Source organism: Ralstonia mannitolilytica, from assembly GCF_000954135.1.
In the GTDB taxonomy this organism is placed as follows: domain Bacteria; phylum Pseudomonadota; class Gammaproteobacteria; order Burkholderiales; family Burkholderiaceae; genus Ralstonia; species Ralstonia mannitolilytica.
The window spans coordinates 2,913,982-2,937,516 of sequence record NZ_CP010799.1; the positions used below are offsets into that span (position 1 = coordinate 2,913,982).

General features: G+C 63.3%; 22 protein-coding genes and 1 tRNA gene. All 23 read right to left on the reverse strand.

Features of this window, described 5'->3' with window-relative positions; all coding sequences use genetic code 11:
- Positions 1-12: 12 nt before the first annotated feature.
- The 23 genes from nuoL to TK49_RS13885 all read right to left on the reverse strand — a co-directional run bounded on the left by nuoL (position 13) and on the right by TK49_RS13885 (position 23,417).
- A complete protein-coding gene (gene nuoL, locus TK49_RS13775; protein ID WP_045787206.1) occupies positions 13-2,070 on the reverse strand; it encodes an NADH-quinone oxidoreductase subunit L in 2,058 nt (685 codons plus the stop codon).
- Between the two features lie 27 nt (positions 2,071-2,097).
- Entirely contained in the window at positions 2,098-2,409 is a 312-nt protein-coding gene (nuoK, locus tag TK49_RS13780; RefSeq protein WP_004630788.1) for an NADH-quinone oxidoreductase subunit NuoK, read from the reverse strand.
- Positions 2,410-2,426: 17 nt separating this feature from the next.
- Entirely contained in the window at positions 2,427-3,059 is a 633-nt protein-coding gene (locus tag TK49_RS13785; protein ID WP_045787207.1) for an NADH-quinone oxidoreductase subunit J, read from the reverse strand.
- Positions 3,060-3,213: 154 nt separating this feature from the next.
- A complete protein-coding gene (gene nuoI / locus TK49_RS13790; protein WP_003261939.1) occupies positions 3,214-3,705 on the reverse strand; it encodes an NADH-quinone oxidoreductase subunit NuoI in 492 nt (163 codons plus the stop codon).
- A gap of 20 nt (positions 3,706-3,725) precedes the next feature.
- The gene (nuoH, locus tag TK49_RS13795) at positions 3,726-4,790 is read right to left on the reverse strand and encodes an NADH-quinone oxidoreductase subunit NuoH (RefSeq protein ID WP_045787208.1); all 1,065 of its coding nucleotides are present in this window, start codon (positions 4,788-4,790) and stop codon (positions 3,726-3,728) included.
- 8 nt (positions 4,791-4,798) lie between these two features.
- Positions 4,799-7,150 carry an NADH-quinone oxidoreductase subunit NuoG gene (gene nuoG, locus TK49_RS13800; protein WP_045787209.1) on the reverse strand — a complete coding sequence of 784 codons (2,352 nt, stop codon included), beginning with the start codon at positions 7,148-7,150 and terminating at the stop codon, positions 4,799-4,801.
- Positions 7,151-7,162: 12 nt separating this feature from the next.
- The gene (gene nuoF, locus TK49_RS13805) at positions 7,163-8,458 is read right to left on the reverse strand and encodes an NADH-quinone oxidoreductase subunit NuoF (RefSeq protein ID WP_045787210.1); all 1,296 of its coding nucleotides are present in this window, start codon (positions 8,456-8,458) and stop codon (positions 7,163-7,165) included.
- On the reverse strand, positions 8,459-8,962 hold the full coding sequence (nuoE, locus tag TK49_RS13810; RefSeq protein ID WP_045787211.1) for an NADH-quinone oxidoreductase subunit NuoE: 504 nt from the start codon (positions 8,960-8,962) through the stop codon (positions 8,459-8,461).
- 112 nt (positions 8,963-9,074) lie between these two features.
- A complete protein-coding gene (locus tag TK49_RS13815) occupies positions 9,075-10,328 on the reverse strand; it encodes an NADH-quinone oxidoreductase subunit D (protein WP_045787212.1) in 1,254 nt (417 codons plus the stop codon).
- Between the two features lie 13 nt (positions 10,329-10,341).
- Positions 10,342-10,944: an NADH-quinone oxidoreductase subunit C gene (locus TK49_RS13820; RefSeq protein WP_045787213.1), complete on the reverse strand. Its 603-nt coding sequence runs from the start codon at positions 10,942-10,944 to the stop codon at positions 10,342-10,344.
- A gap of 1 nt (position 10,945) precedes the next feature.
- Positions 10,946-11,428, reverse strand: coding sequence for a NuoB/complex I 20 kDa subunit family protein (locus TK49_RS13825; RefSeq protein WP_003261929.1), 483 nt, complete (start codon positions 11,426-11,428; stop codon positions 10,946-10,948).
- A 6-nt stretch (positions 11,429-11,434) separates the two neighbouring features.
- The gene (locus TK49_RS13830) at positions 11,435-11,794 is read right to left on the reverse strand and encodes an NADH-quinone oxidoreductase subunit A (RefSeq protein ID WP_004630810.1); all 360 of its coding nucleotides are present in this window, start codon (positions 11,792-11,794) and stop codon (positions 11,435-11,437) included.
- A gap of 164 nt (positions 11,795-11,958) precedes the next feature.
- Positions 11,959-12,043: transfer RNA gene (locus TK49_RS13835), tRNA-Leu, on the reverse strand.
- Between the two features lie 178 nt (positions 12,044-12,221).
- A complete protein-coding gene (gene secG / locus TK49_RS13840) occupies positions 12,222-12,581 on the reverse strand; it encodes a preprotein translocase subunit SecG (RefSeq protein WP_045787214.1) in 360 nt (119 codons plus the stop codon).
- A 63-nt stretch (positions 12,582-12,644) separates the two neighbouring features.
- Positions 12,645-13,391 carry a triose-phosphate isomerase gene (gene tpiA, locus TK49_RS13845; RefSeq protein ID WP_045787215.1) on the reverse strand — a complete coding sequence of 249 codons (747 nt, stop codon included), beginning with the start codon at positions 13,389-13,391 and terminating at the stop codon, positions 12,645-12,647.
- 81 nt (positions 13,392-13,472) lie between these two features.
- Positions 13,473-14,477 carry an NAD(P)H-quinone oxidoreductase gene (locus TK49_RS13850; protein ID WP_045787216.1) on the reverse strand — a complete coding sequence of 335 codons (1,005 nt, stop codon included), beginning with the start codon at positions 14,475-14,477 and terminating at the stop codon, positions 13,473-13,475.
- A gap of 20 nt (positions 14,478-14,497) precedes the next feature.
- Entirely contained in the window at positions 14,498-15,445 is a 948-nt protein-coding gene (locus TK49_RS13855) for an HAD family hydrolase (protein ID WP_045787217.1), read from the reverse strand.
- Between the two features lie 91 nt (positions 15,446-15,536).
- Entirely contained in the window at positions 15,537-17,711 is a 2,175-nt protein-coding gene (gene pnp / locus TK49_RS13860; RefSeq protein WP_045787218.1) for a polyribonucleotide nucleotidyltransferase, read from the reverse strand.
- 310 nt (positions 17,712-18,021) lie between these two features.
- Complete coding sequence (gene rpsO / locus TK49_RS13865) at positions 18,022-18,291, reverse strand: 30S ribosomal protein S15 (RefSeq protein WP_045787219.1); 270 nt, start codon at positions 18,289-18,291, stop codon at positions 18,022-18,024.
- A gap of 159 nt (positions 18,292-18,450) precedes the next feature.
- A complete protein-coding gene (locus TK49_RS13870; RefSeq protein WP_045787220.1) occupies positions 18,451-19,710 on the reverse strand; it encodes a branched-chain amino acid ABC transporter substrate-binding protein in 1,260 nt (419 codons plus the stop codon).
- A 316-nt stretch (positions 19,711-20,026) separates the two neighbouring features.
- Complete coding sequence (locus TK49_RS13875; protein WP_045787221.1) at positions 20,027-21,568, reverse strand: 2-isopropylmalate synthase; 1,542 nt, start codon at positions 21,566-21,568, stop codon at positions 20,027-20,029.
- 316 nt (positions 21,569-21,884) lie between these two features.
- Positions 21,885-22,757: a CDP-diacylglycerol--serine O-phosphatidyltransferase gene (gene pssA, locus TK49_RS13880; RefSeq protein ID WP_045787222.1), complete on the reverse strand. Its 873-nt coding sequence runs from the start codon at positions 22,755-22,757 to the stop codon at positions 21,885-21,887.
- Between the two features lie 12 nt (positions 22,758-22,769).
- A complete protein-coding gene (locus tag TK49_RS13885; protein WP_045787223.1) occupies positions 22,770-23,417 on the reverse strand; it encodes a phosphatidylserine decarboxylase in 648 nt (215 codons plus the stop codon).
- Between the last annotated feature and the right edge of the window lie 118 nt (positions 23,418-23,535).

A 23,535-nucleotide genomic window follows, 5' to 3' on the forward strand; every position in this document is an offset into this window, starting at 1 on the left:
TTTTGTAATCCCTTATTTGCCTGCCAGGAACACGAAGTACGTCAGCAGCGCTACCGTGCCGATGATCATCGCGAACGCATAGTCATAGATAAAGCCGGACTGGAGCAGGCGCACGACACTCGCGAACCAGCCCACCAGACGCGCGCTGCCGTTGACGACCACGCCGTCGATCACGCCCTGATCGCCGCCCTTCCACAGGCCGCGGCCGAACTTGACCGCCCCGTTGGCAAAGACGATCTCGTTGATCTTGTCCATGTAGTACTTGTTGTCCAGCAGCTTGTAGACGCCGGAGAAACGCTTGGCGATCGCCGCCGGAATATCCGGCCGCTTCAGGTAGAAGAACCATGACAGCACGACACCCGCCACCAGCAGAATGAACGGTGCCGATGTAAAGCCGTGCAGCGCCATCGCCACCCAGCCGTGGAAGTCTTCGGCCAGCACCTTCATGGCTTCATGGTTTTCGCCGTTGAAGATGACTTCCGAAAAGACCACGCCGTGCTTGAAGAACTCACCGAACAGCATCGGCTGGATCGCCATCGCACCGATGATGACCGACGGGATAGCCAGCAGCACCAGCGGCACCGTCACCACCCATGGCGACTCATGCGGCTTCTCGCCCGGCGCCAGACCATGGTGCTCGTTGCCGCCGTCTTCCTCTTCGTGGTGCTCGTCGTGATGCTGATCGGCCTTGCCGAAACGCTCCTCGCCGTGGAACACCAGGAAATACATGCGGAACGAATAGAACGCGGTCACGAACACGCCGGCCAGCACCGCCCAGTAGGCGAACTGCGCGCCCGGCAGGTGCGATTCACGCACCGCCTCGATGATCGAATCCTTCGAATAGAACCCCGAGAAGAACGGCGTACCGATCAGCGCCAGCGAACCCACGAGCGACGTCAGCCACGTGATCGGCATGTACTTGCGCAGGCCGCCCATGTTGCGCATGTCCTGATCGTGGTGCATGCCGATGATGACCGAGCCGGCACCAAGGAACAGCAGCGCCTTGAAGAACGCGTGCGTCATCAGGTGGAACACGGCCACCTGGTAGGCTGAAGCGCCCAGCGCCACCGTCATATAGCCGAGCTGCGACAGCGTCGAGTACGCCACCACGCGCTTGATGTCGGTCTGGATGATGCCGAGGAAGCCCATGAACAGCGCGGTGATGGCGCCGATGACCAGCACGAACGACAGCGCGGCGTCCGACAGCTCGAACAGCGGCGACATGCGCGCTACCATGAAGATACCGGCCGTCACCATGGTCGCCGCGTGGATCAGTGCGGAAATCGGCGTCGGGCCTTCCATCGAGTCCGGCAGCCACACGTGCAGCGGGAACTGTGCGGACTTGCCCATCGCACCGATGAACAGACAGATGCAGGCCACCGTCAGCATGTGCCAGTCGGTGCCCGGGAAGCCAATGGCGGCCAGCTTGTCACGAGCGGCAAACACGTCTGCGTAGCTCAGGCTACCGCTGTATGCGAGCAGCAGACCGATACCGAGCACGAAGCCGAAGTCACCCACGCGGTTGACCAGGAACGCCTTCATGTTGGCGTAGATGGCCGTCGGCCGCTTGAACCAGAAACCGATCAGCAGGTACGAGACCAGGCCCACTGCTTCCCAGCCGAAGAACAGCTGCAGGAAGTTGTTGCTCATCACGAGCATCAACATCGAGAACGTGAACAGCGAGATGTAGGCAAAGAAGCGGTTGTAGCCCGGGTCTTCGTGCATGTAGCCGATGGTGTAGATGTGAACCATCAGCGACACGAAGGTCACCACGCACATCATCATCGCCGTGAGCGAATCGATGAGGAAGCCGACTTCCATCTTCAGCGGGCCGAGCGTCATCCATTCATAGACGGTGCCGTTGTAGCCCGCACCATTCATGACATCGGACAGCGTGAGCGCCGAGAGAACAAAGGCGATCGCAACACCAAGGATGGTGACGCTGTGGGACGCCGCGCGGCCGATCTTCTCGCCGAAGAACTTCGTGCCGAACAGCCCGGCGATCGCCGCGCCGGCCAGCGGCGCGAGCGGAATCGCCAGCAGCAGGTTGGGATTGAGCGTGGTTGCCATGGAGCTTCTTATCAGTGGTTGCGCCGGTCAGCCCTTGAGGCTGTCCAGATCGTCGACGTTGATGGTGTCCAGGTTACGGAACAGCACCACCAGGATGGCGAGACCGATCGCGGATTCCGCCGCGGCCACCGTCAGGATGAAAAACACGAACACCTGCCCCGCCAGGTCGCCCAGGTAATGGGAGAACGCGACGAAGTTCAGGTTGACCGCGAGCAGCATCAGCTCGATCGCCATCAGCAGCACGATGACGTTCTTGCGGTTCAGGAAGATGCCGACGATGCTGATGGCAAACAGCACCGCACCGAGCACGAGGTAATGGGCAAGGGATAGCGAAGACATGTGGGTTCTCCCGGGGCTCAGCTGTTCGATTCAGCCGAAGCTGCGCCAGACGACTTTTCCGCCGGCATCGAAACCAGGCGCACGCGGTCCTTGCGTTGCACGCGGATCTGCTCGGCCGGGTTTTGTGTCTTGGTGTCCTTGCGGCGGCGTGCCGTCAGCGCAACGGCTGCGACGATCGCCAGCAGCAGCACCGCGCCCGCCACTTCAAAGGCGTAGATGTAGTCGGTGTAGATCAGCTTGCCGAGCGCCTGCGTATTCGGGCCGTTGAAACCCTTGGGCAATCCCTGCACCGGCTGTACGCGCCCCATGAAGGTCTTGGTCAGCACCACGGCCATTTCCAGGATGATGACAACACCCACGAAGGCGGCCATGGGCACGTAAGTCCAGAAATCCCGCCGCAGGTGCTCGATGTCGATGTCGATCATCATCACCACGAAGAGGAACAGCACCATCACCGCCCCCACGTAGACCAGCACCAGCGTGATGGCCAGAAACTCGGCCTTGAGCAGCATCCAGATCGCCGCCGCGGTAAAGAACGAGAGCACGAGGAACAGCGCCGCGTGCACGGGATTCTTCGCGGTGATGACCTTCAGCGCTGAGAGCACCAGCACGAGCGCGAAACAGTAGAAGATGATCGTCGTGATTTCCATGATCCTGACGCGTGCCGTTTTGCGGCACGCGCTTGTCCAAAGCCGTGGCGGCAAGATTGCGACTTGCCGCCATAGCTGGTTGGCTCACGAGGAGCCGAAGTCCTTGCGGGAGTTCAACTGCGCCGCCCGCCAACTGCCCGGCGGGCGTCCTGAATCAGCGGTACTTTGCGTCAGCCGCCTTGTTGGCCGCGATTTCCGGCTCGAAGCGGTCACCCACGGCCAGCAGCATGTCCTTGGTGAAATACAGGTCGCCGCGCTTCTCACCGTGGTATTCCAGGATGTGCGTCTCGACGATGGCGTCCACCGGGCAAGCTTCCTCGCAAAAGCCGCAGAAAATGCATTTGGTCAGGTCGATGTCGTAGCGCGTGGTACGGCGGGTGCCGTCGTCGCGCTGGTCGGACTCGATCGTGATGGCCAGGGCCGGGCAGACGGCTTCGCACAGCTTGCAGGCGATGCAGCGCTCTTCTCCGTTCGGATAGCGACGCAGCGCATGCAGGCCGCGGAAGCGCGGCGACAGCGGCGTCTTCTCTTCCGGAAAGAGAACGGTGATCTTGCGCGCAAACAGGTAGCGCCCGGTCAGCGCCAGCCCCTTGAAGAGTTCCTTCAGGAGCAGGCTGTTAAAGAATTCCTTGATGGCAAGCAACATGGTGCCTTCCTATTGTCCCGTTACTTCCAGATATTCCACGGCGACACCAACCAGATGGCGACGACGACCAGCCAGCCCACAGTGAGCGGAATGAAGATCTTCCAGCCCAGGCGCATGATCTGGTCATAGCGATAGCGCGGGAACGATGCACGCAGCCAGATGAAGACCGACAGCAGCAGGAAGACCTTGATCAGCAGCCAGAAGAAGCCCGGGATCCAGTTGAACACCGGCGCGTCGATGGGCGGAGCCCAGCCCCCCAGGAACATCGTTGCCGTCATCGCCGAGATGACGATCATGTTGATGTACTCAGCCAGGAAGAACAGCGCGAACGCCATACCGGAGTACTCGATCATGTGGCCGGCCACGATTTCAGACTCGCCTTCGACCACATCGAACGGATGGCGGTTGGTTTCGGCCACGCCGGAGATGAAGTACACGCCGAACATCGGCAGCAGCGGCAGCCAGTTCCACGACAGGATGTTGACGCCGTGGTCTGCAAAGAAGCCGCGGTTCTGCGAGTTGACGATGTCCGAGAGGTTCAGGCTGCCCGTCACCATCAGCACCGTCACCAGCGCGAAGCCCATGGCGATTTCGTACGAGATCATCTGAGCGGACGCACGCATCGCACCCAGGAATGCGTACTTCGAGTTGGAGGCCCAACCCGCCAGGATCACACCGTACACGCCCACCGAACTGATTGCCATCACGTACAGCAGGCCCGCGTTGATGTTCGATACCACGGCTTCCGCCTGGAACGGCACCACCGCCCAGATCGCCACCGCGGGCATCAGCACCATCAGCGGCGCAATGATGTACATGCCTCGGCTGACCGCGCTCGGCACCATGACTTCCTTGAGCAGCAGCTTCAGCACGTCGGCAATCGGCTGCAGGAGGCCCATCGGGCCCACCCGGTTCGGACCCAGGCGCACGTGCATCCAGCCGATGAGCTTGCGCTCCCAGAGGATCAGGTACGCCACACAGAGCAGCAGCGGCACGACGATGCAGACCGCGCGGACCAGCGTCCAGATCAGCGGCCACCAGCCACCAAAGGTGGCGGTACCGAAAGAAGTAATCGACTCGATCATGTTGACCCTTACACCGTAGCCGCCAGCGCGGACGATTCAACCTTCTCAACGCTTACCGCGCCGAACATCGCGCCCAGTTGAGCCGAGGCTTCGGTGGCGGCAGGCACACGGATCACGCCAGAGGCCAGCGATTTGTCCAGCACGGCCGGCAGCACCACGCTGGCCTGCCCTTGCGTCACGCGCACGGCATCGCCATTGGAGAGACCAAGTTGCGCGTACAGATCGGCCGGCAGGCTGGCACGCACTGCAGCACGTGCGGCGGCCGTCAGTTGCAGCGAACCCGCGCGGCGAACGATCGGATCGGCGTGGTAAATCGGCACGTCGGCCAGGCGCTCAATGCCGGCGTTGGTGACTGCCGGAGCCGTGGTCTGCGCCGTGGTTGCGTTGGACAGACGATCGGCGGCCGGCGTGGCGAGCACTTCGTCACGCACTGCTTCGGAGCTGTCGTACTCGAAGCCCGAAACGTTCAGCAGGTTGCCCAGCACACGAAGGACCTTCCACGCCGGACGCGAATCGCCCAGGCTGCGGACCACGCCGTTGAAGCTCTGCGGCAGGCCTTCACAGTTGACAAAGGTGCCCGAGGTTTCTGTGAACGGTGCCGTCGGCAGCAGTACGTCTGCGTATTCGAGCGCGGCACGCGATGCAAACGGCGACAGCACGACCACGGTATCAGCTTGGTCCAGCGCCGCACGCGCTTGTGCCGGATTGGCGGAGTCGAACTCCAGCTCTGCGCCCAGCAGCACATAGGCGCGAAGCGGTTGCGCGAGCATGGCCGCGGCGTCGAGGCCGTTGCCTTGCGGCAGTGCGCCGGCAATGTAGCCGCCCACGGTGTTGGCTGCTTCGGTCAGGAAGCCCAGCGTGGCACCGGTCTGCTGCGCAACCCATTGGGCCAGCGCGTGCAGTCGCGAGAATTGCGGATGCGCCACCGCTGCATTGCCGAGGAACACGGCCTTGCGCTCGCCCGAAGCGAGGCTCGCGGCAATGCGCTTGGCAACGTCACCGGCTTCGATGCCGTCGGTGCCGCCCGGACGGGCCACGTTGTTGGCAGCCGCCACGGCCACCGCGACTTGCGACAGCAACGCAAGCCACTGCGACGGCGCGCCCAGCAGTTGCGTAGCCGGCATCAGCAGATCTTCACCACCGGCACCGATCACGCTCAACTGCGCGCCCTTCTTGCCGGCCTGGCGCAGACGCGCGGCCAGCAGCGGATGATCCTTGCGCAGGAACGAACCCACGATCAGCGCACGCTGCAGCAGCGAAACGTCGGCGATCGGCATGCCCAGCCACGGTGCGCCGGTCGGCTTGACCGAGAAATCGGACTGGCGCAGGCGGAAGTCGACGTTGTCGCTGCCGATGCCACGCACCAGCTTCTGAAGCAGGAACAGCTCTTCCAGCGTGCTGTGCGGGCTGGCGAGCGCGCCGATCTGCTCGGCACCGTGGTCGCGCTTGATGCTGTTCAGACCGTTGGCGACGTATTCCAGCGCTGTGGTCCAGTCGACGGCCTTCCACTGACCGCCTTGCTTGAGCATCGGCTGGGTCAGGCGGTCGTCGCTGTTCAGGCCTTCGTAGGCGAAGCGGTCCTTGTCGGACAGCCAGCATTCGTTGATCGCCTCGTTGTCCAGCGGCAGCACGCGCATCACACGCTGGTTCTTGGTTTGGACGATCACGTTGGCGCCCAGGCCATCGTGGGGCGACACCGACTTGCGGCGTGCCAGCTCCCACGTGCGGGCCGAGTAGCGGAACGGCTTACTGGTCAGCGCACCGACCGGGCACAGGTCGATCATATTGCCCGACAGTTCGGAGTCGACCGTCTGGCCAACGAATGTCGTGATTTCCGAATGCTCACCGCGGTTGAGCATGCCGAGCTCCATCACGCCAGCGACTTCCTGGCCGAAGCGGACGCAACGCGTGCAGTGAATGCAGCGCGTCATCTCTTCCATGGAGATCAGTGGGCCCACGTTCTTGTGGAACACCACGCGCTTCTCTTCCTTGTAGCGCGATTCGGACTTGCCGTACCCGACGGCCAGATCCTGCAGCTGGCACTCGCCGCCCTGATCGCAGATCGGGCAATCCAGCGGGTGGTTGATCAGCAGGAACTCCATCACGGACTTCTGCGCCTTCACCGCCTTCTCGGAGTTGGTGAAGACCTTCATGCCCGCCGTCACCGGCGTGGCGCAGGCCGGCAGTGCCTTGGGCGCCTTCTCGACCTCGACCAGACACATCCGGCAGTTGGCCGCGACCGATAGCTTGCGGTGATAGCAGAAGTGAGGAATGTAGGTGCCCGCCTGGCGAGCCGCCTCCATCACCAGGCTGCCTTCGGCAACCTCGACCTTCTTGCCATCGATTTCGATTTCAACCATGTTCTGCCACGCTTAAATGTAGGTGGGCACCATGCACTGCTTGTGTTCGACGTGATACGCGAACTCATCCCAGTAGTGCTTGAGCATGCCGCGGACCGGCATCGCAGCGGCATCGCCGAGCGCGCAGATGGTCCGGCCCATGATGTTTTCGGCCACGCTGTTCAGCAGGTCCAGGTCTTCCTGGCGACCCTTGCCGTGCTCGATGCGATCGACCACGCGGTACAGCCAGCCCGTACCTTCGCGGCAAGGCGTGCACTGGCCGCACGATTCTTCGTAATAGAAGTACGACAGGCGCAGCAGCGACTTCACCATGCAGCGTGTTTCGTCCATCACAATGACCGCGCCCGAACCCAGCATCGACCCGGCCTTGGCAATCGAGTCATAGTCCATGTCCGAGGCCATCATCAGGTCGGCCGGCACGACCGGCGCCGACGACCCACCCGGGATGACCGCCTTGAGCTTCTTGCCGCCGCGCATGCCGCCGGCCAATTCAAGCAACTTGGGGAACGGCGTGCCGAGGGGAATTTCGTAGTTGCCCGGGCGTTCAACGTCGCCGGACACCGAGAAGATCTTCGAGCCGCCGTTGTTCGGCTTGCCCATCTTCAGGTAGTTGTCCGGACCGATCGCCAGGAGGAACGGCACTGCGGCAAAGGTTTCGGTGTTGTTGATCGTCGTCGGCTTGCCGTACAGGCCGAAGCTCGCCGGGAACGGCGGCTTGAAGCGCGGCTGGCCTTTCTTGCCTTCCAGCGACTCGAGCAGCGCGGTTTCTTCGCCACAGATGTACGCGCCATAGCCATGGTGAGCATGCAGCTGGAAGCTGAAACCCGAGCCGAGGATGTTGTCGCCCAGGAAGCCAGCGGCGCGCGCTTCTTCCAGCGCCTCTTCGAAGCGCTTGTAGACTTCCCAGATCTCGCCGTGGATGTAGTTGTAGCCCACGGTGATGCCCATCGCATAACCGCCGATGGCCATGCCTTCAATCAGCGCATGCGGGTTGTAGCGCAGGATGTCGCGATCCTTGAACGTACCCGGCTCGCCCTCGTCCGAATTGCAGACGAGATACTTCTGCCCCGGGAACTGACGCGGCATGAAGCTCCACTTCAGGCCCGTGGGGAAGCCCGCACCACCGCGGCCGCGCAGGCCCGACGCCTTCACGTCGGCAATGACCTGCTCGGGCGAGACCTTCTCGGTGAGGATGCGCTTGAGCTGCTGATAGCCACCACGCTTGACGTAGTCTTCGAGGTGCCAGTTGTCGCCGTTCAGGCCGGCGAGAATCAGCGGCTGGATGTGTCGATCGTGCAGGGAGGTCATTTACTTGCCTGCTCCGTTGGCGGACGCCTTCGCCTGGAGGTCGGCGATCAGTGCGTCCAGCTTCTCGTTGCTCATGAAGCTGCACATGTGGGTGTTGTTGACGATCATGACCGGTGCATCGCCGCACGCGCCCATGCACTCGCCTTCCTTCAGCGTGAAGTTGCCGTCGGGCGTGGTCTCGTTGAAGCCGATGCCCAGCTTCTTCTTCAGGTGTTCCGCAGCACGCTCGCCACCGGACAGCGCGCACGGCAGGTTGGTGCACACGGTCAGTTTGAAGCGGCCCACCGGCTTCGTGTCGTACATGTTGTAGAACGTCGCCACTTCCTCGACCCACACCGGCGGCATTTCGAGGTACTCGGCCACGAACTGCATGACTTCGGGCGATACCCAGCCTTTTTCGCTCTGCGCGACCGCCAGCGCCGCCATCACGGCGGACTGCTTCTGGTCGGCGGGATACTTCGCGACCGCCCGGTCGATTTCCTTGAGAGCTTCTGCTGATAGCATTTTCGTTGCGATTGGTGCGGGACGCGGGGCCTGTTGCTTCTGTCGGCCCCGGCGTGCGTCCTCGTTTCACAGCCGCGCTTGCCTGCGCGTCAAACCGTTCTTTCTTGCGGGTTCAGCGGTCGATCTCGCCAAACACGATGTCTTGCGTCCCGATGATCGTCACGGCGTCGGCGATCATGTGGCCCTTCGCCATCTCGTCGAGCGCGGCCAGATGCGCAAAGCCGGGGGCACGAATCTTCAGGCGATACGGCTTGTTGGCACCGTCCGAGATCACGTAGATACCGAATTCGCCCTTCGGGTGCTCGACCGCCGCATAGGCTTCGCCTTCGGGCACATGGATACCTTCGGTGAAGAGCTTGAAGTGGTGAATCAGCTCTTCCATGTTGGTCTTCATGTCCACGCGCGACGGCGGTGCCACCTTGTGGTTGTCGGTGATCACCGGGCCGGGATTCTTGCGCAGCCACTCGATGCACTGGCGAATGATGCGGTTGCTCTGGCGCATTTCTTCCACGCGCACCAGGTAACGGTCGTAGCAATCGCCGTTCACGCCGACCGGGATGTCGAAGTCGATGCGGTCGTACACTTCGTACGGCTGCTTCTTGCGCACATCCCACTCGATGCCCGAGCCGCGCAGCATCGCGCCGGAGAACCCTTTCTGGAGCGCACGCTCCGGGCTGACCACGCCAATGCCGACCAGACGCTGCTTCCAGATGCGGTTGTCGGTCAGCAGAGTTTCGTACTCGTCGACGTACTTCGGGAAGCGGTTGGTGAAGTCTTCGATGAAGTCCAGCAGCGAGCCGGAACGCGCCTCGTTCAAGGCGGCCAGCGCCTTCTCGTTGCGCACCTTGGATGCCTTGTATTGCGGCATCGTGTCAGGCAGGTCGCGATACACGCCGCCCGGACGATAGTAAGCCGCGTGCATGCGCGCGCCCGACACTGCCTCGTACATGTCGAACAGGTCTTCGCGCTCACGGAAGGCGTAGAGGAACACCGCCATGGCGCCCACGTCCAGCGCGTGCGAACCGATCCACATCAGGTGGTTCATGATCCGCGTGATCTCGTCGAACATGACGCGGATGTACTGCGCGCGCAGCGGCACCTCGAGGCCGAGCAGGCGCTCGATGGCCATGACGTACGCGTGCTCGTTGACCATCATCGACACGTAGTCGAGCCGGTCCATGTACGGCACGCTCTGGATCCAGGTCTTCTGCTCGGCGAGCTTTTCGGTCGCGCGGTGCAGCAGGCCGATGTGCGGATCGGCACGTTGAATGACTTCGCCGTCCAGCTCAAGCACCAGGCGCAGCACGCCGTGTGCGGCCGGGTGCTGCGGGCCGAAGTTCAGAGTGTAGTTCTTGATATCTGCCATGATCGGGCGCCCTTCAGTGCTTCAGACCACCGTACTGATCCTCGCGGATCACACGCGGTGTAATCTCGCGCGGTTCGATGGTCACCGGCTGGTAGACCACGCGCCGCTGCACCGGGTCGTAGCGCATTTCCACATAGCCCGACACAGGGAAGTCCTTGCGGAACGGATGGCCGATGAAGCCATAGTCGGTCAGGATACGGCGCAGGTCCGGGTGGCCTTCGAACACCAGACCGTACAGGTCGAACGCTTCACGCTCGAACCAGTTGGCGGAGTTCCAGATGTCGACCACCGACGGAACGACGGGGAAATCGTCATCGGGCGCAAACACGCGTACACGCACGCGCCAGTTGTGCGACACCGACAGCAGGTGTGATACGGCGGCAAAGCGCGGGCCGTTCCAGGCGCCGTCACCGTAGTCGGCGTAATCGACGCCGCACAGATCCATCAGTTGTTCGAACTTCAGCGATGCGTCGTCGCGCAGCGTGCGCATGACGTCGAGGTAGTCGGCAACCTTGACCACGAGAGTCAATTCACCAACCGCCTCGGTCAGGCTCTGAATGCGGTTGCCGAGCGCCTTCTCCAGCGCGGCCTTCAGGGTGGCTAGCTTGTCGGTCATCTCAGCCCTTGCGCGCGATGGTGTTGGTGCGGCGGATCTTCGCCTGCAGCTGGATGATGCCGTAGATGAGCGCTTCAGCCGTCGGCGGACAGCCCGGCACATACACGTCGACCGGCACGATACGATCGCAGCCGCGCACGACGGAATACGAGTAGTGGTAATACCCCCCGCCATTGGCACACGAGCCCATCGAGATGACCCAGCGCGGCTCGGCCATCTGGTCGTACACCTTGCGCAGGGCCGGCGCCATCTTGTTGCACAGCGTGCCTGCCACGATCATCACGTCGGACTGACGCGGCGACGGGCGGAACACCACGCCAAAGCGGTCCAGGTCATAACGCGACGCACCGGCGTGCATCATTTCCACGGCACAGCAGGCCAGGCCGAACGTCATCGGCCACAGCGACCCGGTACGGGTCCAGTTGATCAGCTTGTCAGCGGTGGTCGTGACAAAGCCCTCATTGAGTACGCCTTCGATCGCCATTTCACATCACTCCCAATCGAGCGCGCCTTTTTTCCAGATGTAGACGAAGCCCACGAGAAACTCGAGAAGAAACACGCCCATCGCGAAGAAGCCCGGCCAGCCGATCTCACGCAGCGCCACGCCCCACGGAAAGAGGAACGCAGTCTCCAGATCGAACAGGATGAACAGGATGGCGATGAGGTAATAGCGCACGTCGAACTTCATGCGCGCGTCTTCGAATGCTTCGAAGCCGCACTCGTACGGCGAGAGCTTGTCAGGATCGGGATTGTTCGGACCGAGGACACGGCCGATGGTCATCAGCGCCAGGCCAAGGCCAACGCCGACAACGATGAACAGCAGTACGGGGAAATAGGCTTCGAGGTTCAAGGGACGCCCGCCTTTTTGAATGGTTGCAACAGCACTGCCCGCAGGCGGCGCCTTGTCGCCCCATCAAAGGCGCCGGGTCCGCAGCCTCACGACGCCTGACTGCGCGCCGCCTTGCGGAGGGGCCTGCGCGGAACACTCCCGTTGAACAGACCCCGAAATTTGATTGGTGCCGACGGCGAGACTCGAACTCGCACAGCTTTCGCCACTACCCCCTCAAGATAGCGTGTCTACCAATTTCACCACGTCGGCTGGGGGAAGAAACTCGATCAGGAGGCCGGATCAGGCTAGGCGCCGTTGCCGTTTCCCGTGTTGTTTCAAGCCTTGCATTCTACCGCAAAGCGCAGCTTTTGTTCAATGCACAAACAAAAAACTTATGCTCGGGAGCCCACCGAAAAGCCGACGGCACACCCCCTTCCGTTACATCAGATTACTTGGGAACGGCAGGCGCGGAAGCAGCGGCCGGAGCAGCGGGCGCAGAAGCGGCCGGAGCCGATGCTGCAGGCGCAACCGGCGCAACCGAACCCATCACACCCGCCGACACGCTGCCCTTGTTGGTACCAATCAGCGTCAGCGCCAGCGTGGCCACGAAGAACACCGTTGCCAGTACCGCCGTGGTGCGCGACAGGAAGTTGGCCGAGCCGGTCGCACCGAACAGGCTGCCCGACGCGCCAGAGCCGAAAGCCGCACCCACGTCGGCGCCCTTGCCGTGCTGCAGCAGCACCAGGCCAATCACGCCGAGCGCACTCAGGATTTGCGCCACGACCAGCAGAGTCTTCAGAATTGCCATTTCATTTCTCTCAATAATATGTTGCGAGCGTCAGCGCTTTCACATGACGGCCCGAACGGCCGTTTAAGCGCGGCCGATCGCCACGAAATCTTCTGCTTTCAGCGACGCCCCGCCGATCAGGCCGCCATCGATGTCAGCCATCGCAAACAGCTCTGCCGCGTTATCGGGCTTGACGCTGCCGCCGTACAGAATCGGCAGCCGCTGTGCCACACCCGCATCCCGGGCCGCAACACGTGCACGCAGGAAGGCATGCACCGCCTGCGCCTGCTCGCTCGTGGCCGTCTTGCCGGTCCCGATCGCCCACACGGGCTCGTAGGCGACGACGATACGACCCAGCTGCTCGACGGACAGCGCTTCCAGGACGGCATCCAGCTGGCGGCCCACCACCTGCTCGGTTTCGCCGGCCTCGCGCTGGGCCAGCGTTTCGCCAACACAGACGATCGGGGTGATCCCATGCTCGAGTGCGCGCAGCGCCTTGGTCGCCACTTGTGCGTCCGTCTCGCCGTGATACGTGCGGCGCTCGGAGTGGCCGACGATCACGTAGCCGCAGCCGAACTCCGTCAGCATCGATGCCGCCACCTCGCCGGTGAACGCTCCGCGCGTCTCGGTCGATACGTCTTGTGCACCGAGACCCACCGCCGAGCCCGCCAGCAGCGCCTGACACTGCGCCAGGTAAGGGAACGGCACGCAGACCGCCAGTGCAGCACGGGTCTTTCCGGCAGCCTTGATCTGCTCGAGCAGTGCCGCATTGGTGTTCAGGCTGCCATGCAGCTTCCAGTTACCCACCACCAGCTTCGGTCTAGCGTTCACGTTTTTTGCCCGGTCGACTGTCAAATAAACCCGGCATTCTACCGTGGCGGCAAAAACAGGGTCAATTTTGGCGTCCCGCGGTTAGTCCCAAACCAACATGATCTTGCCGATGTGGGCGCTCGACTCCATCAGCGCATGGGCTTGCGCAGCCTGTGCGGTCGGCATGACCTCATGGATCACCGGCTTGATGCGCCCGGACGCCAGCAGCGGCCAGACCTTCTCGTAGAGATGGGCGGCGATTGCGGCTTTGAACGCCGCCGGACGCGGGCGCAGCGTCGAGCCGGTCAGCGTGATGCGCCGGCGCAGGATGTCGGCGAGCGGCACTTCGGCCTTGGCGCCGCCCAGCAGTGCGATCAGCACGATGCGGCCATCGTCGGCCGTGCAGGCGATCTCGCGTGCAACGTAGCTGCCCCCGACCATGTCGAGCACGACGTCGGCGCCCCGCCCCGTTTCTGCCTTGACGATCTCGACGAAATCCTCGGTCTTGTAGTTGATCGCACGCGTGGCACCGAGCTCCACGCAGGCGGCGCATTTGTCGGCACTGCCCGCCGTGGCGAACACGCGATGGCCGAGTGCCGACGCGATCTGGATGGCCGTCGTGCCGATGCCGCTGGACCCGCCCTGCACGAGCAGCGTTTCATCGGCACCGTGTGCGCCTTTGCCGAGCAGGCCGCGATCAAAGACGTTGGACCACACGGTGAAGTAGTTCTCAGGCAGCGCGGCAGCCTCGACATCAGACAGCCCGGTCGGCACCGGCAGCACCTGGCCCAGGGGCGCGGTGCAGAATTCCGCATACCCGCCGCCCTGCACCAGCGCGCAAACCCGATCGCCGGCCTTCAACCCGTAGCGGTTGTCGGCATGTGAAAGATCGCCGCTCACAATTTCGCCTGCGACTTCCAAGCCGGGAATGTCCGACGCGCCCGGTGGCACCGGATAGTTGCCGGTGCGCTGAAACACGTCGGGACGGTTCACGCCGGCGGCACGTACGCGGATCAACACTTCACCCGCCTTGGGCTCAGGCATCGGGCGCTCGCCGAGCTTCAGGACTTCGGGAGCGCCGTACTCGGTAATTTCAATCGCTTTCATGAGAATCGGATCGGTGAGGGTTATGACGCAGCGCGCTTGGGCTCGACAAAGTGCTGCGGGATGCCGCGCGTGGTTTCGCGCAGGATTTCCTGCTTGCCGTGGACGATGGCGTCGGCAATCTTGCCGATATGCAATCTGAGCCACATCTCGGTCGGTGATCCGGAGCGGTAGTCGGCCGGGCCCAGCATGTCGACGCGGTCATCAGCACGCAGGTTGTCGGCCTGTTCGAACGAGCGCGGGCTCTCGGGGTTGTAGACCGCATACGTGCGACCGCCGCCCTTGCGCGCCACCGAGAACGCCGGAATGTCGCTCGGGCCGTCGGCCACATAGATCATGTTGGCGAACGGCACGCGGCGTTCGTCCTCGGCAATCGATGAGTTCACATTGACGGCCTCGGGGTGCTTGTTGACACCCTTGTTGATCTCGAAGAGCGCACGGGTCTTGGTGGTGTTGTCGATGGCATAGATCACCTCCGAGATAACCGGCCGGCCGCTTGCATCGGGGGCCTCCAGGAATTCGCATCCCCACACGCCGTCGATGTAGGGCGCGATGGGGGAGCCTTTGATCATCTCGGTCAGGCCGGTACTGACGATGTAGTGCTCAAGCTTGATGTCGAACGCCTGATACGCCGCGTTTTCGCGCACCCAGGCCTTGCTGCGCTCAAAGAAGTCGGTCACGCCCGGGAAGAACTCGAGGTCGGCCCCGAGCTCGCGCAACGTAGCATTATCCAGACCGCCCATGCGGCCGTCGCGCACATGGCGCAGCAGCACATTGAGGTAGAACGTCTCGTGGTTGACCTTCTGGCCCCGCGATTCGATTGCCTTCGAACCGGCGGCGACCTCGTCCCAGAAGGCCTGCTCGGCGATGTTGAAGCGCTCGAACAGCGGCACTTGCATGTAGCGCGGGATCAGCGTCTTGTCGAAATCCCAGACGATGGCGATGCGATTTTGCTCGAACAGGCGGCTCATGGTCAGGCCCAGGTGGAGAACTCGCGACGCAGTGTAAACAAAAAAACGGCTGGACATCGTCCAGCCGTTCTTCGCTGCGAAAACCGCTCGCTTACTGCTGCTGTTGCTGCTGCTGTTGCGAGACAGCGTCGCCAGCGCCCGGCGCCTGCGGGGCAGCGGCGGGCACGTCGCCTTCTTCAGCCTTGGCGGCCTTGATCGACAGACGCATGCGGCCCTTCTCGTCGGTGCTGAGCAGCTTCACGCGCACGGCCTGGCCTTCCTTCACGTAGTCGGAGACCTGGTTCACGCGCTCGTTGGCGATCTCGGAGATGTGCAGCAGGCCATCCTTGCCCGGCAGGATGTTCACGATCGCGCCGAAGTCCAGCAGCTTGAGCACGGTGCCGTTGTAGATCTTGCCCACTTCGGCTTCGGCCGTGATCGCTTCGATACGGCGCTTGGCTTCGGCCATGCCTTCGGACGACGTCGACGCGATGGTGATCGTGCCGTCTTCCTGGATGTCGATCGTGCAGCCGGTTTCCTTGGTGAGCGCCTGGATGGTCGAGCCGCCCTTGCCGATCACGTCACGGATCTTCTCCGGGTTGATCTTGACGGTGATCATGCGCGGAGCGTGCTCCGACAGCTCGGTGCGTGCGCCGCCCATGGCAGCCTGCATCTTGCCCAGGATGTGCAGACGGCCTTCCTTGGCTTGCGCCAGCGCGACCTGCATGATTTCCTTGGTGATGCCCTGCACCTTGATGTCCATCTGCAGCGCGGTGATACCGGCATCGGTACCCGCCACCTTGAAGTCCATGTCGCCCAGGTGATCTTCGTCACCCAGGATGTCCGTCAGCACGGCGAACTTGTTACCTTCGAGGATCAGGCCCATGGCCACACCGGCCACGTGCGCCTTGATCGGCACGCCAGCGTCCATCAGCGCGAGCGAGCCGCCGCACACCGACGCCATCGACGACGAACCGTTCGACTCGGTGATTTCGGACACCAGGCGGATCGTGTAGGCGAATTCATCTTCCTTCGGCAGCACCGGGATCAGTGCGCGCTTGGCCAGACGGCCGTGGCCGATTTCGCGGCGCTTCGGGCTGCCCACGCGGCCGGTTTCGCCGGTGGCGAACGGCGGCATGTTGTAGTGGAGCATGAAGCGGTCGCGGTACTCGCCCTGCAGCGCGTCGATGATCTGCTCGTCGCTCTTGGTGCCGAGCGTCGCCACCACCAGCGCCTGCGTTTCACCGCGCGTGAACAGCGCCGAGCCGTGCGCACGCGGCAGCACCGACGAGCGGATCTCGATCGGGCGCACCGTGCGGGTGTCGCGCCCGTCGATACGGGGCTCGCCGTTGAGGATCTGGCCGCGCACGATCTTCGACTCGAGCTCGAACAGGATGTTGTCCACTTCCACGCCGTCGGCTTCCACGCCGGCTTCGGCCAGCTTCTCTGCCACCGACTTGTAGACTTCCTTCAGCTTCTGGCTGCGTGCCTGCTTCTGGCGCAGCTGGTAAGCGGCCTGCAGATCGGCCAGCCCCAGTTCCGACACCTTGGCGATCAGCGCTTCGTTCTTCGGAGCGGCTTGCCAATCCCACTCGGGCTTGCCGCCCTCACGCACCAGGTCGTGGATCGCGTTGATAGCGATCTGCATCTGCTCATGACCGTACACCACGGCGCCGAGCATGACCTCTTCCGACAGCTGGTTGGCTTCGGACTCGACCATCAGCACGGCACGCTCGGTACCGGCCACAACCAGATCCAGCTCGGAATGCGCCAGCTGCGCGCGGTTCGGGTTCAGCAGGTACTGGCCATCCTTGTAGCCGACGCGGGCAGCGCCCACCGGGCCGTTGAACGGCAGACCCGACACGGCCAGCGCAGCCGAAGCCGCCACCAGCGCGGGGATGTCAGCCGGCACTTCGGGGTTCATCGACAGCACGTGCACGACGACCTGGACTTCGTTGTAGAAGCCTTCCGGGAACAGCGGACGCAGCGGACGATCGATCAGGCGCGAGGTCAGCGTTTCGTTTTCCGACGGACGGCCTTCACGCTTGAAGAAGCCGCCCGGGATCTTGCCGGCGGCATAGGTCTTCTCGATGTAGTCGACCGTCAGCGGGAAGAAGTCCTGTCCCGGCTTGGCGTTCTTGGCGCCCACCACGGTGGCGAGCACAACGGTGTCTTCCATGTCGAGCAGCACAGCGCCGCTCGCCTGGCGGGCGATCTCACCCGTTTCCATGCGGACCTTGTGGCCGCCCCATTGGAATTCCTTGACGACCTTGTTGAACATGGTCATAGCATCTCCTGTTCAGTATTCGCGGCGAGCTTCATGACGCTTCGCCACGACAAACACGTTCCGGGAGACGGTGCGGTTGCAGAAGTGTGTTTATGCCATTCCAGCGCAGCGCTGGCGCCCAATGCCGCGCTGGAATGACACAAGATTCCGCTTCCTGCCGCCCCCGGTCCCAACGACCGGCTTCATCACCGATCGCCATCATTGCCGGTTGCCCGGCGCAGCCGCCAACGCGGCCGCCAAAAACAAAATGCCTGCATCAGCATGCTGACGCAGGCACTTGTTCATCACGCGCAGTGCGTGAGACCCACCATTACTTACGCAGACCCAGCTTGGCAACCAGCGCGGTGTAACGGTCAGCGTCCTTGCTCTTGAGGTAGTCCAGCAGACGACGGCGACGGCTCACCATCTTGAGCAGGCCGCGACGGCTGTGGTGATCCTTCATGTGCGCCTTGAAGTGCGGCTGCAGTTCATTGATGCGGGCGGTCAGCAGTGCAACCTGCACTTCCGGGCTGCCCGTGTCGTTGGCGCTGCGGCCGTTATCCTTGACGATTTCTTGCTTGTTGATGTCAGCGACGGACATTTCGATTCCTTTGACTTGCGGACACTGCAGCGCCTCATTGGCCGCCGCCGGTGCCGTGTTGAACAATGATCCGGCCATCCATCCCAAGACCGGTCTGGACGGCAAGACCGCGATTATAGCGCAGAACCGGCCCGCAACGACACTCCGCGCCAGGAGCGGTTAACGGCGCACCATCTTGCACGTGGTCGGCAAGGCGGTTTGCGGCGCGGGAATCACTCTGAGCGTACGGAAGCCGTAGCCCGAGCCCTCGATATCGAAGGGCGCAGCACCCGTGCCGGCCCGCTCCATCTGCATCACGACAAGCGGCTGGATGGCCTGATGGTCGTCGGCACGCAGCGTGATCCGGTGGAAGCCGGTGTCAAGGGAAGCGCCTTCCAGTGCACGCGCCACGGCTGTTGCCTCCGTTGTGCCGGCGCGCTCGATGGCGGCCGCGAGCATGTCGATCATCATCTGATCGCGCAGCAGCGGGTAGTCGTCTGAGGGTGCTGGATAGCGCACACGGAAGGCCTTGTAGAACGCATCCGACTTCACGCCACCCAGGTTCGGATGCCATTCCGCCACGGCCACCACGCGGCCGACCCCTGCCTCGCCCATGGCCGCCGGCGCGCCGAGCGAGTTGCCGTAGAACGTGAAGAACCGGGCCTTGAGCCCCGCATCCCGCGCCGCCTTGACGAGCAGCGTCAAATCATTCCCCCAGTTGCCGGTGATGACCGTATCGGCGCCGGACGCCGCGATGCGCGCCACGTATGGCGCAAAATCCTTCACCTTGCCGATCGGGTGCAGTACCTCGCCGACGATGGCCACGTCGGGGCGCTTTTCGGCCAACTGCTGACGCGCCAGCTGCGCGACCTGGCGCCCGAACGTGTAGTCCTGGCCGATCAGGTAGGCCTTCTTGACGGCCTTGTCGGTGCGGATCACTTCGGTGAGTGCGTGCATGCGCATGTCGGCCGACGCATCGAAACGGAAATGCCAGAAGCTGCACGCCTCGTTGGTGAGCGCGGGGTCGACGGCCGCATAGTTCAGGAACAGCACGCGCGCGTCCGGATGTCGCTCGTTGTAGCGCGAAATGGACGTCGACAAGGCCGCCGCGGCCGATGAACTGTTGCCCTGCAGGACGAACCGGATGCCGGCATCGGTGGCCGCCTGCAATTGCAGCAGCGACTCATCGACCGTGTTCTTGCTGTCGAAACGCACCAGCGCAAGCGGATGACGCCCATCCGGCAGCTTCACGCCGCCGCGCGCGTTCACGCCTTCGATGGCAATGCGCAGATTGCGGTCCACCGCCTCACCCGCATTGGCGAACGGTCCTGACAGCCCCTCGATCAAGGCCAACCGAATGGGCCCAGCTTCAGGCTGGGCCGCTGCGGCCCCGCACATCCCCACAGCCGCCAGCGCGGCCACGAACCAACGAAACACCATGTCAAACCTCCGTGAAGCGCGGATGGTAAAGCGGCTGCGCACGCCAACACAAGGCACGCGCAGCCGCTGGTCAACAGAGGACGGTTCGTCGCAACGGCAACATCCACGCAAGGCGCATCACCTGGCGTGGATGTTCGGGTCGGCGGCGTCGTGGATGGCACGGACATCGCTCTCAAAGGCGGCCGGCACGGCAATCACGCTCTTGGCGTGTCCGGTGCCGCCGCACCCGCTTCGCGGCCCGGCGGGTAACCGGGTGCGCGCTCTGTTGTGATCGTGTAGGTCGAGTCGCTCCTGGGGTGTGCGTTGAGGCCGGCGCTCAGATCTGCGGATTGAGCTTCTCGCTGCTCTTGTCCTGCAGCTTGTTCAGGGCGGCCAGATAGGCCTTGGCCGACGCCGCGACGATGTCCGGGTCGGTGCCCACGCCGTTGACGATGCGGCCGGACTTGGACAGACGCACCGTCACCTCGCCCTGAGCCTGCGTGCCCGTCGTGATGGCGTTGACCGAATACAGAAGCTGCTCCGCGCCGCTGGCGACCCGGCTTTCGATGGCGTTGAGCGTGGCATCGACGGGGCCGTTGCCCTCGGCTTCACCGGTCACTTCCTTGCCGTCGGCCACGAAGACGATGCGCGCGTGCGGGCGCTCACCGGTTTCCGAGCGCTGCGACAGCGACACGAAGCGGAAGTACTCGCCCTCGCTGTGCTGCGCTTCATTGGAGACGATGGCGACGATGTCCTCGTCGAAGATCTCGGCCTTCTGGTCCGCCAGTTCCTTGAAGCGCTGGAATGCGGCGTTCAGTTCGGCTTCCGAATCCAGCTCGATGCCGAGTTCCTGCAGGCGCTGCTTGAATGCGTTGCGGCCCGAGAGCTTGCCGAGGACGATCTTGTTGGCCGTCCAGCCCACGTCTTCGGCGCGCATGATTTCGTAGGTGTCGCGCGCCTTGAGCACGCCGTCCTGGTGAATGCCCGACGCGTGAGCGAAGGCATTGGCGCCTACCACGGCCTTGTTCGGCTGCACGACAAAACCGGTGATCTGCGAAACCAGCTTGGAGGCCGGCACGATCTGCGTGGTATCGACGCCGACATCGAGGTTGAAGTAGTCCCGGCGCGTCTTGACCGCCATCACGACCTCTTCGAGGCTCGTGTTTCCGGCGCGCTCGCCCAGGCCGTTGATCGTGCATTCGATCTGGCGTGCGCCCCCAAGCTTGACGGCCGCCAGCGAATTGGCGACCGCCATGCCGAGATCGTTGTGGCAATGCACCGACCAGATCGCCTTGTCCGAATTCGGAATGCGTTCGCGCACCGAGCGGATCAGCCCGGCGTAGCCCTCCGGCACCGCATAGCCCACTGTGTCGGGCAGGTTGATGGTGGTCGCGCCCTCGGCGATCACGCCTTCCAGCACGCGGCAGAGGAAGTCCATGTCGGAGCGGCTGCCGTCTTCGGGCGAGAACTCGATGTCGTCCGTGAACTGGCGCGCGAAGCGCACCGCCAGACGCGCTTGCTCGTACACCTGGTCCGGCGTCATGCGCAACTTCTTCTCCATATGCAGCGCCGACGTGGCGATGAACGTGTGGATGCGGAACTGCCCCGCCGGCTTGAGCGCCTCGGCAGCGCGGGAAATGTCGCGATCATTCGCACGGGCCAACGAGCAAATCCGCGAATCCTTGACCGACTGCGCAATCGCGCGGATCGCCTCAAAGTCACCATTCGAGCTGGCTGCGAAGCCGGCTTCGATCACGTCCACCTTGAGCCGCTCGAGCTGCTTGGCGATGCGGATCTTCTCTTCCTTGGTCATCGACGCACCCGGGGACTGCTCGCCGTCGCGCAAGGTGGTGTCGAAAATGATGAGTTTGTCGCTCATGGCGGCTCCTTGGTGGGGGTGACGTTTTTGGCGTCGGTCTTGATGGTGTCTCGGATCGTTTTTTGCGGCGCAGAATGCAAAACGCCCCGGCATGCATGGTTGCAGGCCGGGGCGCTGTTGAATCCTGGTTCGCGAAAACTTGGCGGTTTTGCTTGCCTCGTCTTGCGATTTCCTATGCGCGTGTCCCGACCTGATGACCTAGTAGGCCACCAATCGAGACTAGCGTAATCAGAATGGAAATCGGGCGCGAAAGCATGCGAACGACTATAGACGAATTCAAAAATTGACGCAAGCGCACAAAAACGTCACGCACGGATCACTCGTGCACATCGTCGGAAACCTGTTTCGGCAGGCGCGGACTGCCCTGTTGCCCGTGCAACGTGCGCCAGCCCCAGAGCAGGTAGCCTGACACCGCGTAGCCCACGAACAGCCCGAACAACGCGACCGGCGGGTCGCTGGACACCACGACGAAGAGCACGAGCACCAGCACCATCACACCGAACGGCACGCGATGCCGCACGTCGAGCGCCTTGCCGCTGTAGAACGGCGCGTTCGACACCATCGACAGCCCTGCGTACAGCGTCAGCCCGAATGCTACCCACGGCATCCAGAGCTCCTTGACGGGCAGCTTGTTGTCGATGGCCAGCCAGACGAAACCGGCGATCAGGGCTGCCGCAGCGGGGCTTGGCATACCCTGGAAGAAGCGCTTGTCGACCGCGCCGATGTTGGTGTTGAAGCGTGCCAGGCGCAGGGCGGCCCCCGCGCAATACACGAACGCGGCGAGCCAGCCCCACTTGCCCAGATCCCGCAGGATCCATTCGTACATGACCAGCGCCGGCGCCACGCCAAACGAGACCATGTCGGAGAGCGAATCGTACTGCTCACCAAACGCGCTTTGCGTGTTGGTGATGCGCGCGACACGGCCGTCCATGCCATCGAGCACCATCGCCGCGAAGATGGCGATGGCGGCGGTCTCGAAGTTCAGGTTCATCGCCTGCACGATCGCGAAGAAGCCGGCAAACAGGGCCGCCGTCGTGAACGCGTTGGGCAGCAGATAGATGCCGCGGCGGCGCGGGCGCACGATTTCGAGATCGTCGTCATCCGAGCGCGGCTGGTTGTGTCGCAGCGGACGCAGGTGCGTCACGTTGCCGGCGGTGAAGCGCTTCTTGCGGCGGTTGAACGCGGGCATGGCGGCCTCCGGTCAGTCCAGCTCGGCGAGCACCGTGAGGGTGGCGGACACCTTCTCGCCGATCGTCACGCGCGGCCGGGCAGTGAGCGGCAGATACACGTCGACGCGCGAGCCAAAGCGGATGAAACCGTAGCGCTGCCCGCGCGCGAGCGTCTCTCCAACCCTGGTGTAGCAAAGGATGCGCCGAGCAATGAGGCCGGCCACCTGCACGGACGTGACGAGCTGGCCGTCGCCGCGGCGCAGCACGATGGCGTTGCGCTCGTTTTCGAGCGACGCCTTGTCCAGGTCTGCGTTGACGAACTTGCCGGGGAAGTACTGCACCTGCTGCACCGTGCCATCGACCGGCGCGCGGTTGGAGTGGACGTTGAACACGTTCATGAACACGCTGATCTTCAGCGCATCGCGATCGGCGTACGGGTCGCGCACCTGTTCGACGGCAACGATGCGGCCGTCTGCCGGCGAGAGAATCGCGTTGGCCTGCGTTGGCACCGGGCGCGCCGGATCGCGGAAAAACTGCAGCACGAACAGCGTCAGCACCCAGAACGGCCACGCCCAGCCAAAGCCGGCGGCCATCTGCACGATGAGCGAGACGACGAAGATCGCGCCCAGGTACGGCCAGCCCTCACGGGCGATGATGGGATGCGGATACGTGTTGTTCAACTCAGACCTCGACAGCGTCTTGAAGGAAATGCGGCATTCTAGCCGACACGGGGCCGCGCCAGCACTTCAAACAGTATCTGGCGTCCTGGAATCAGCATAAAAAAAAAGCCAGCCCGAA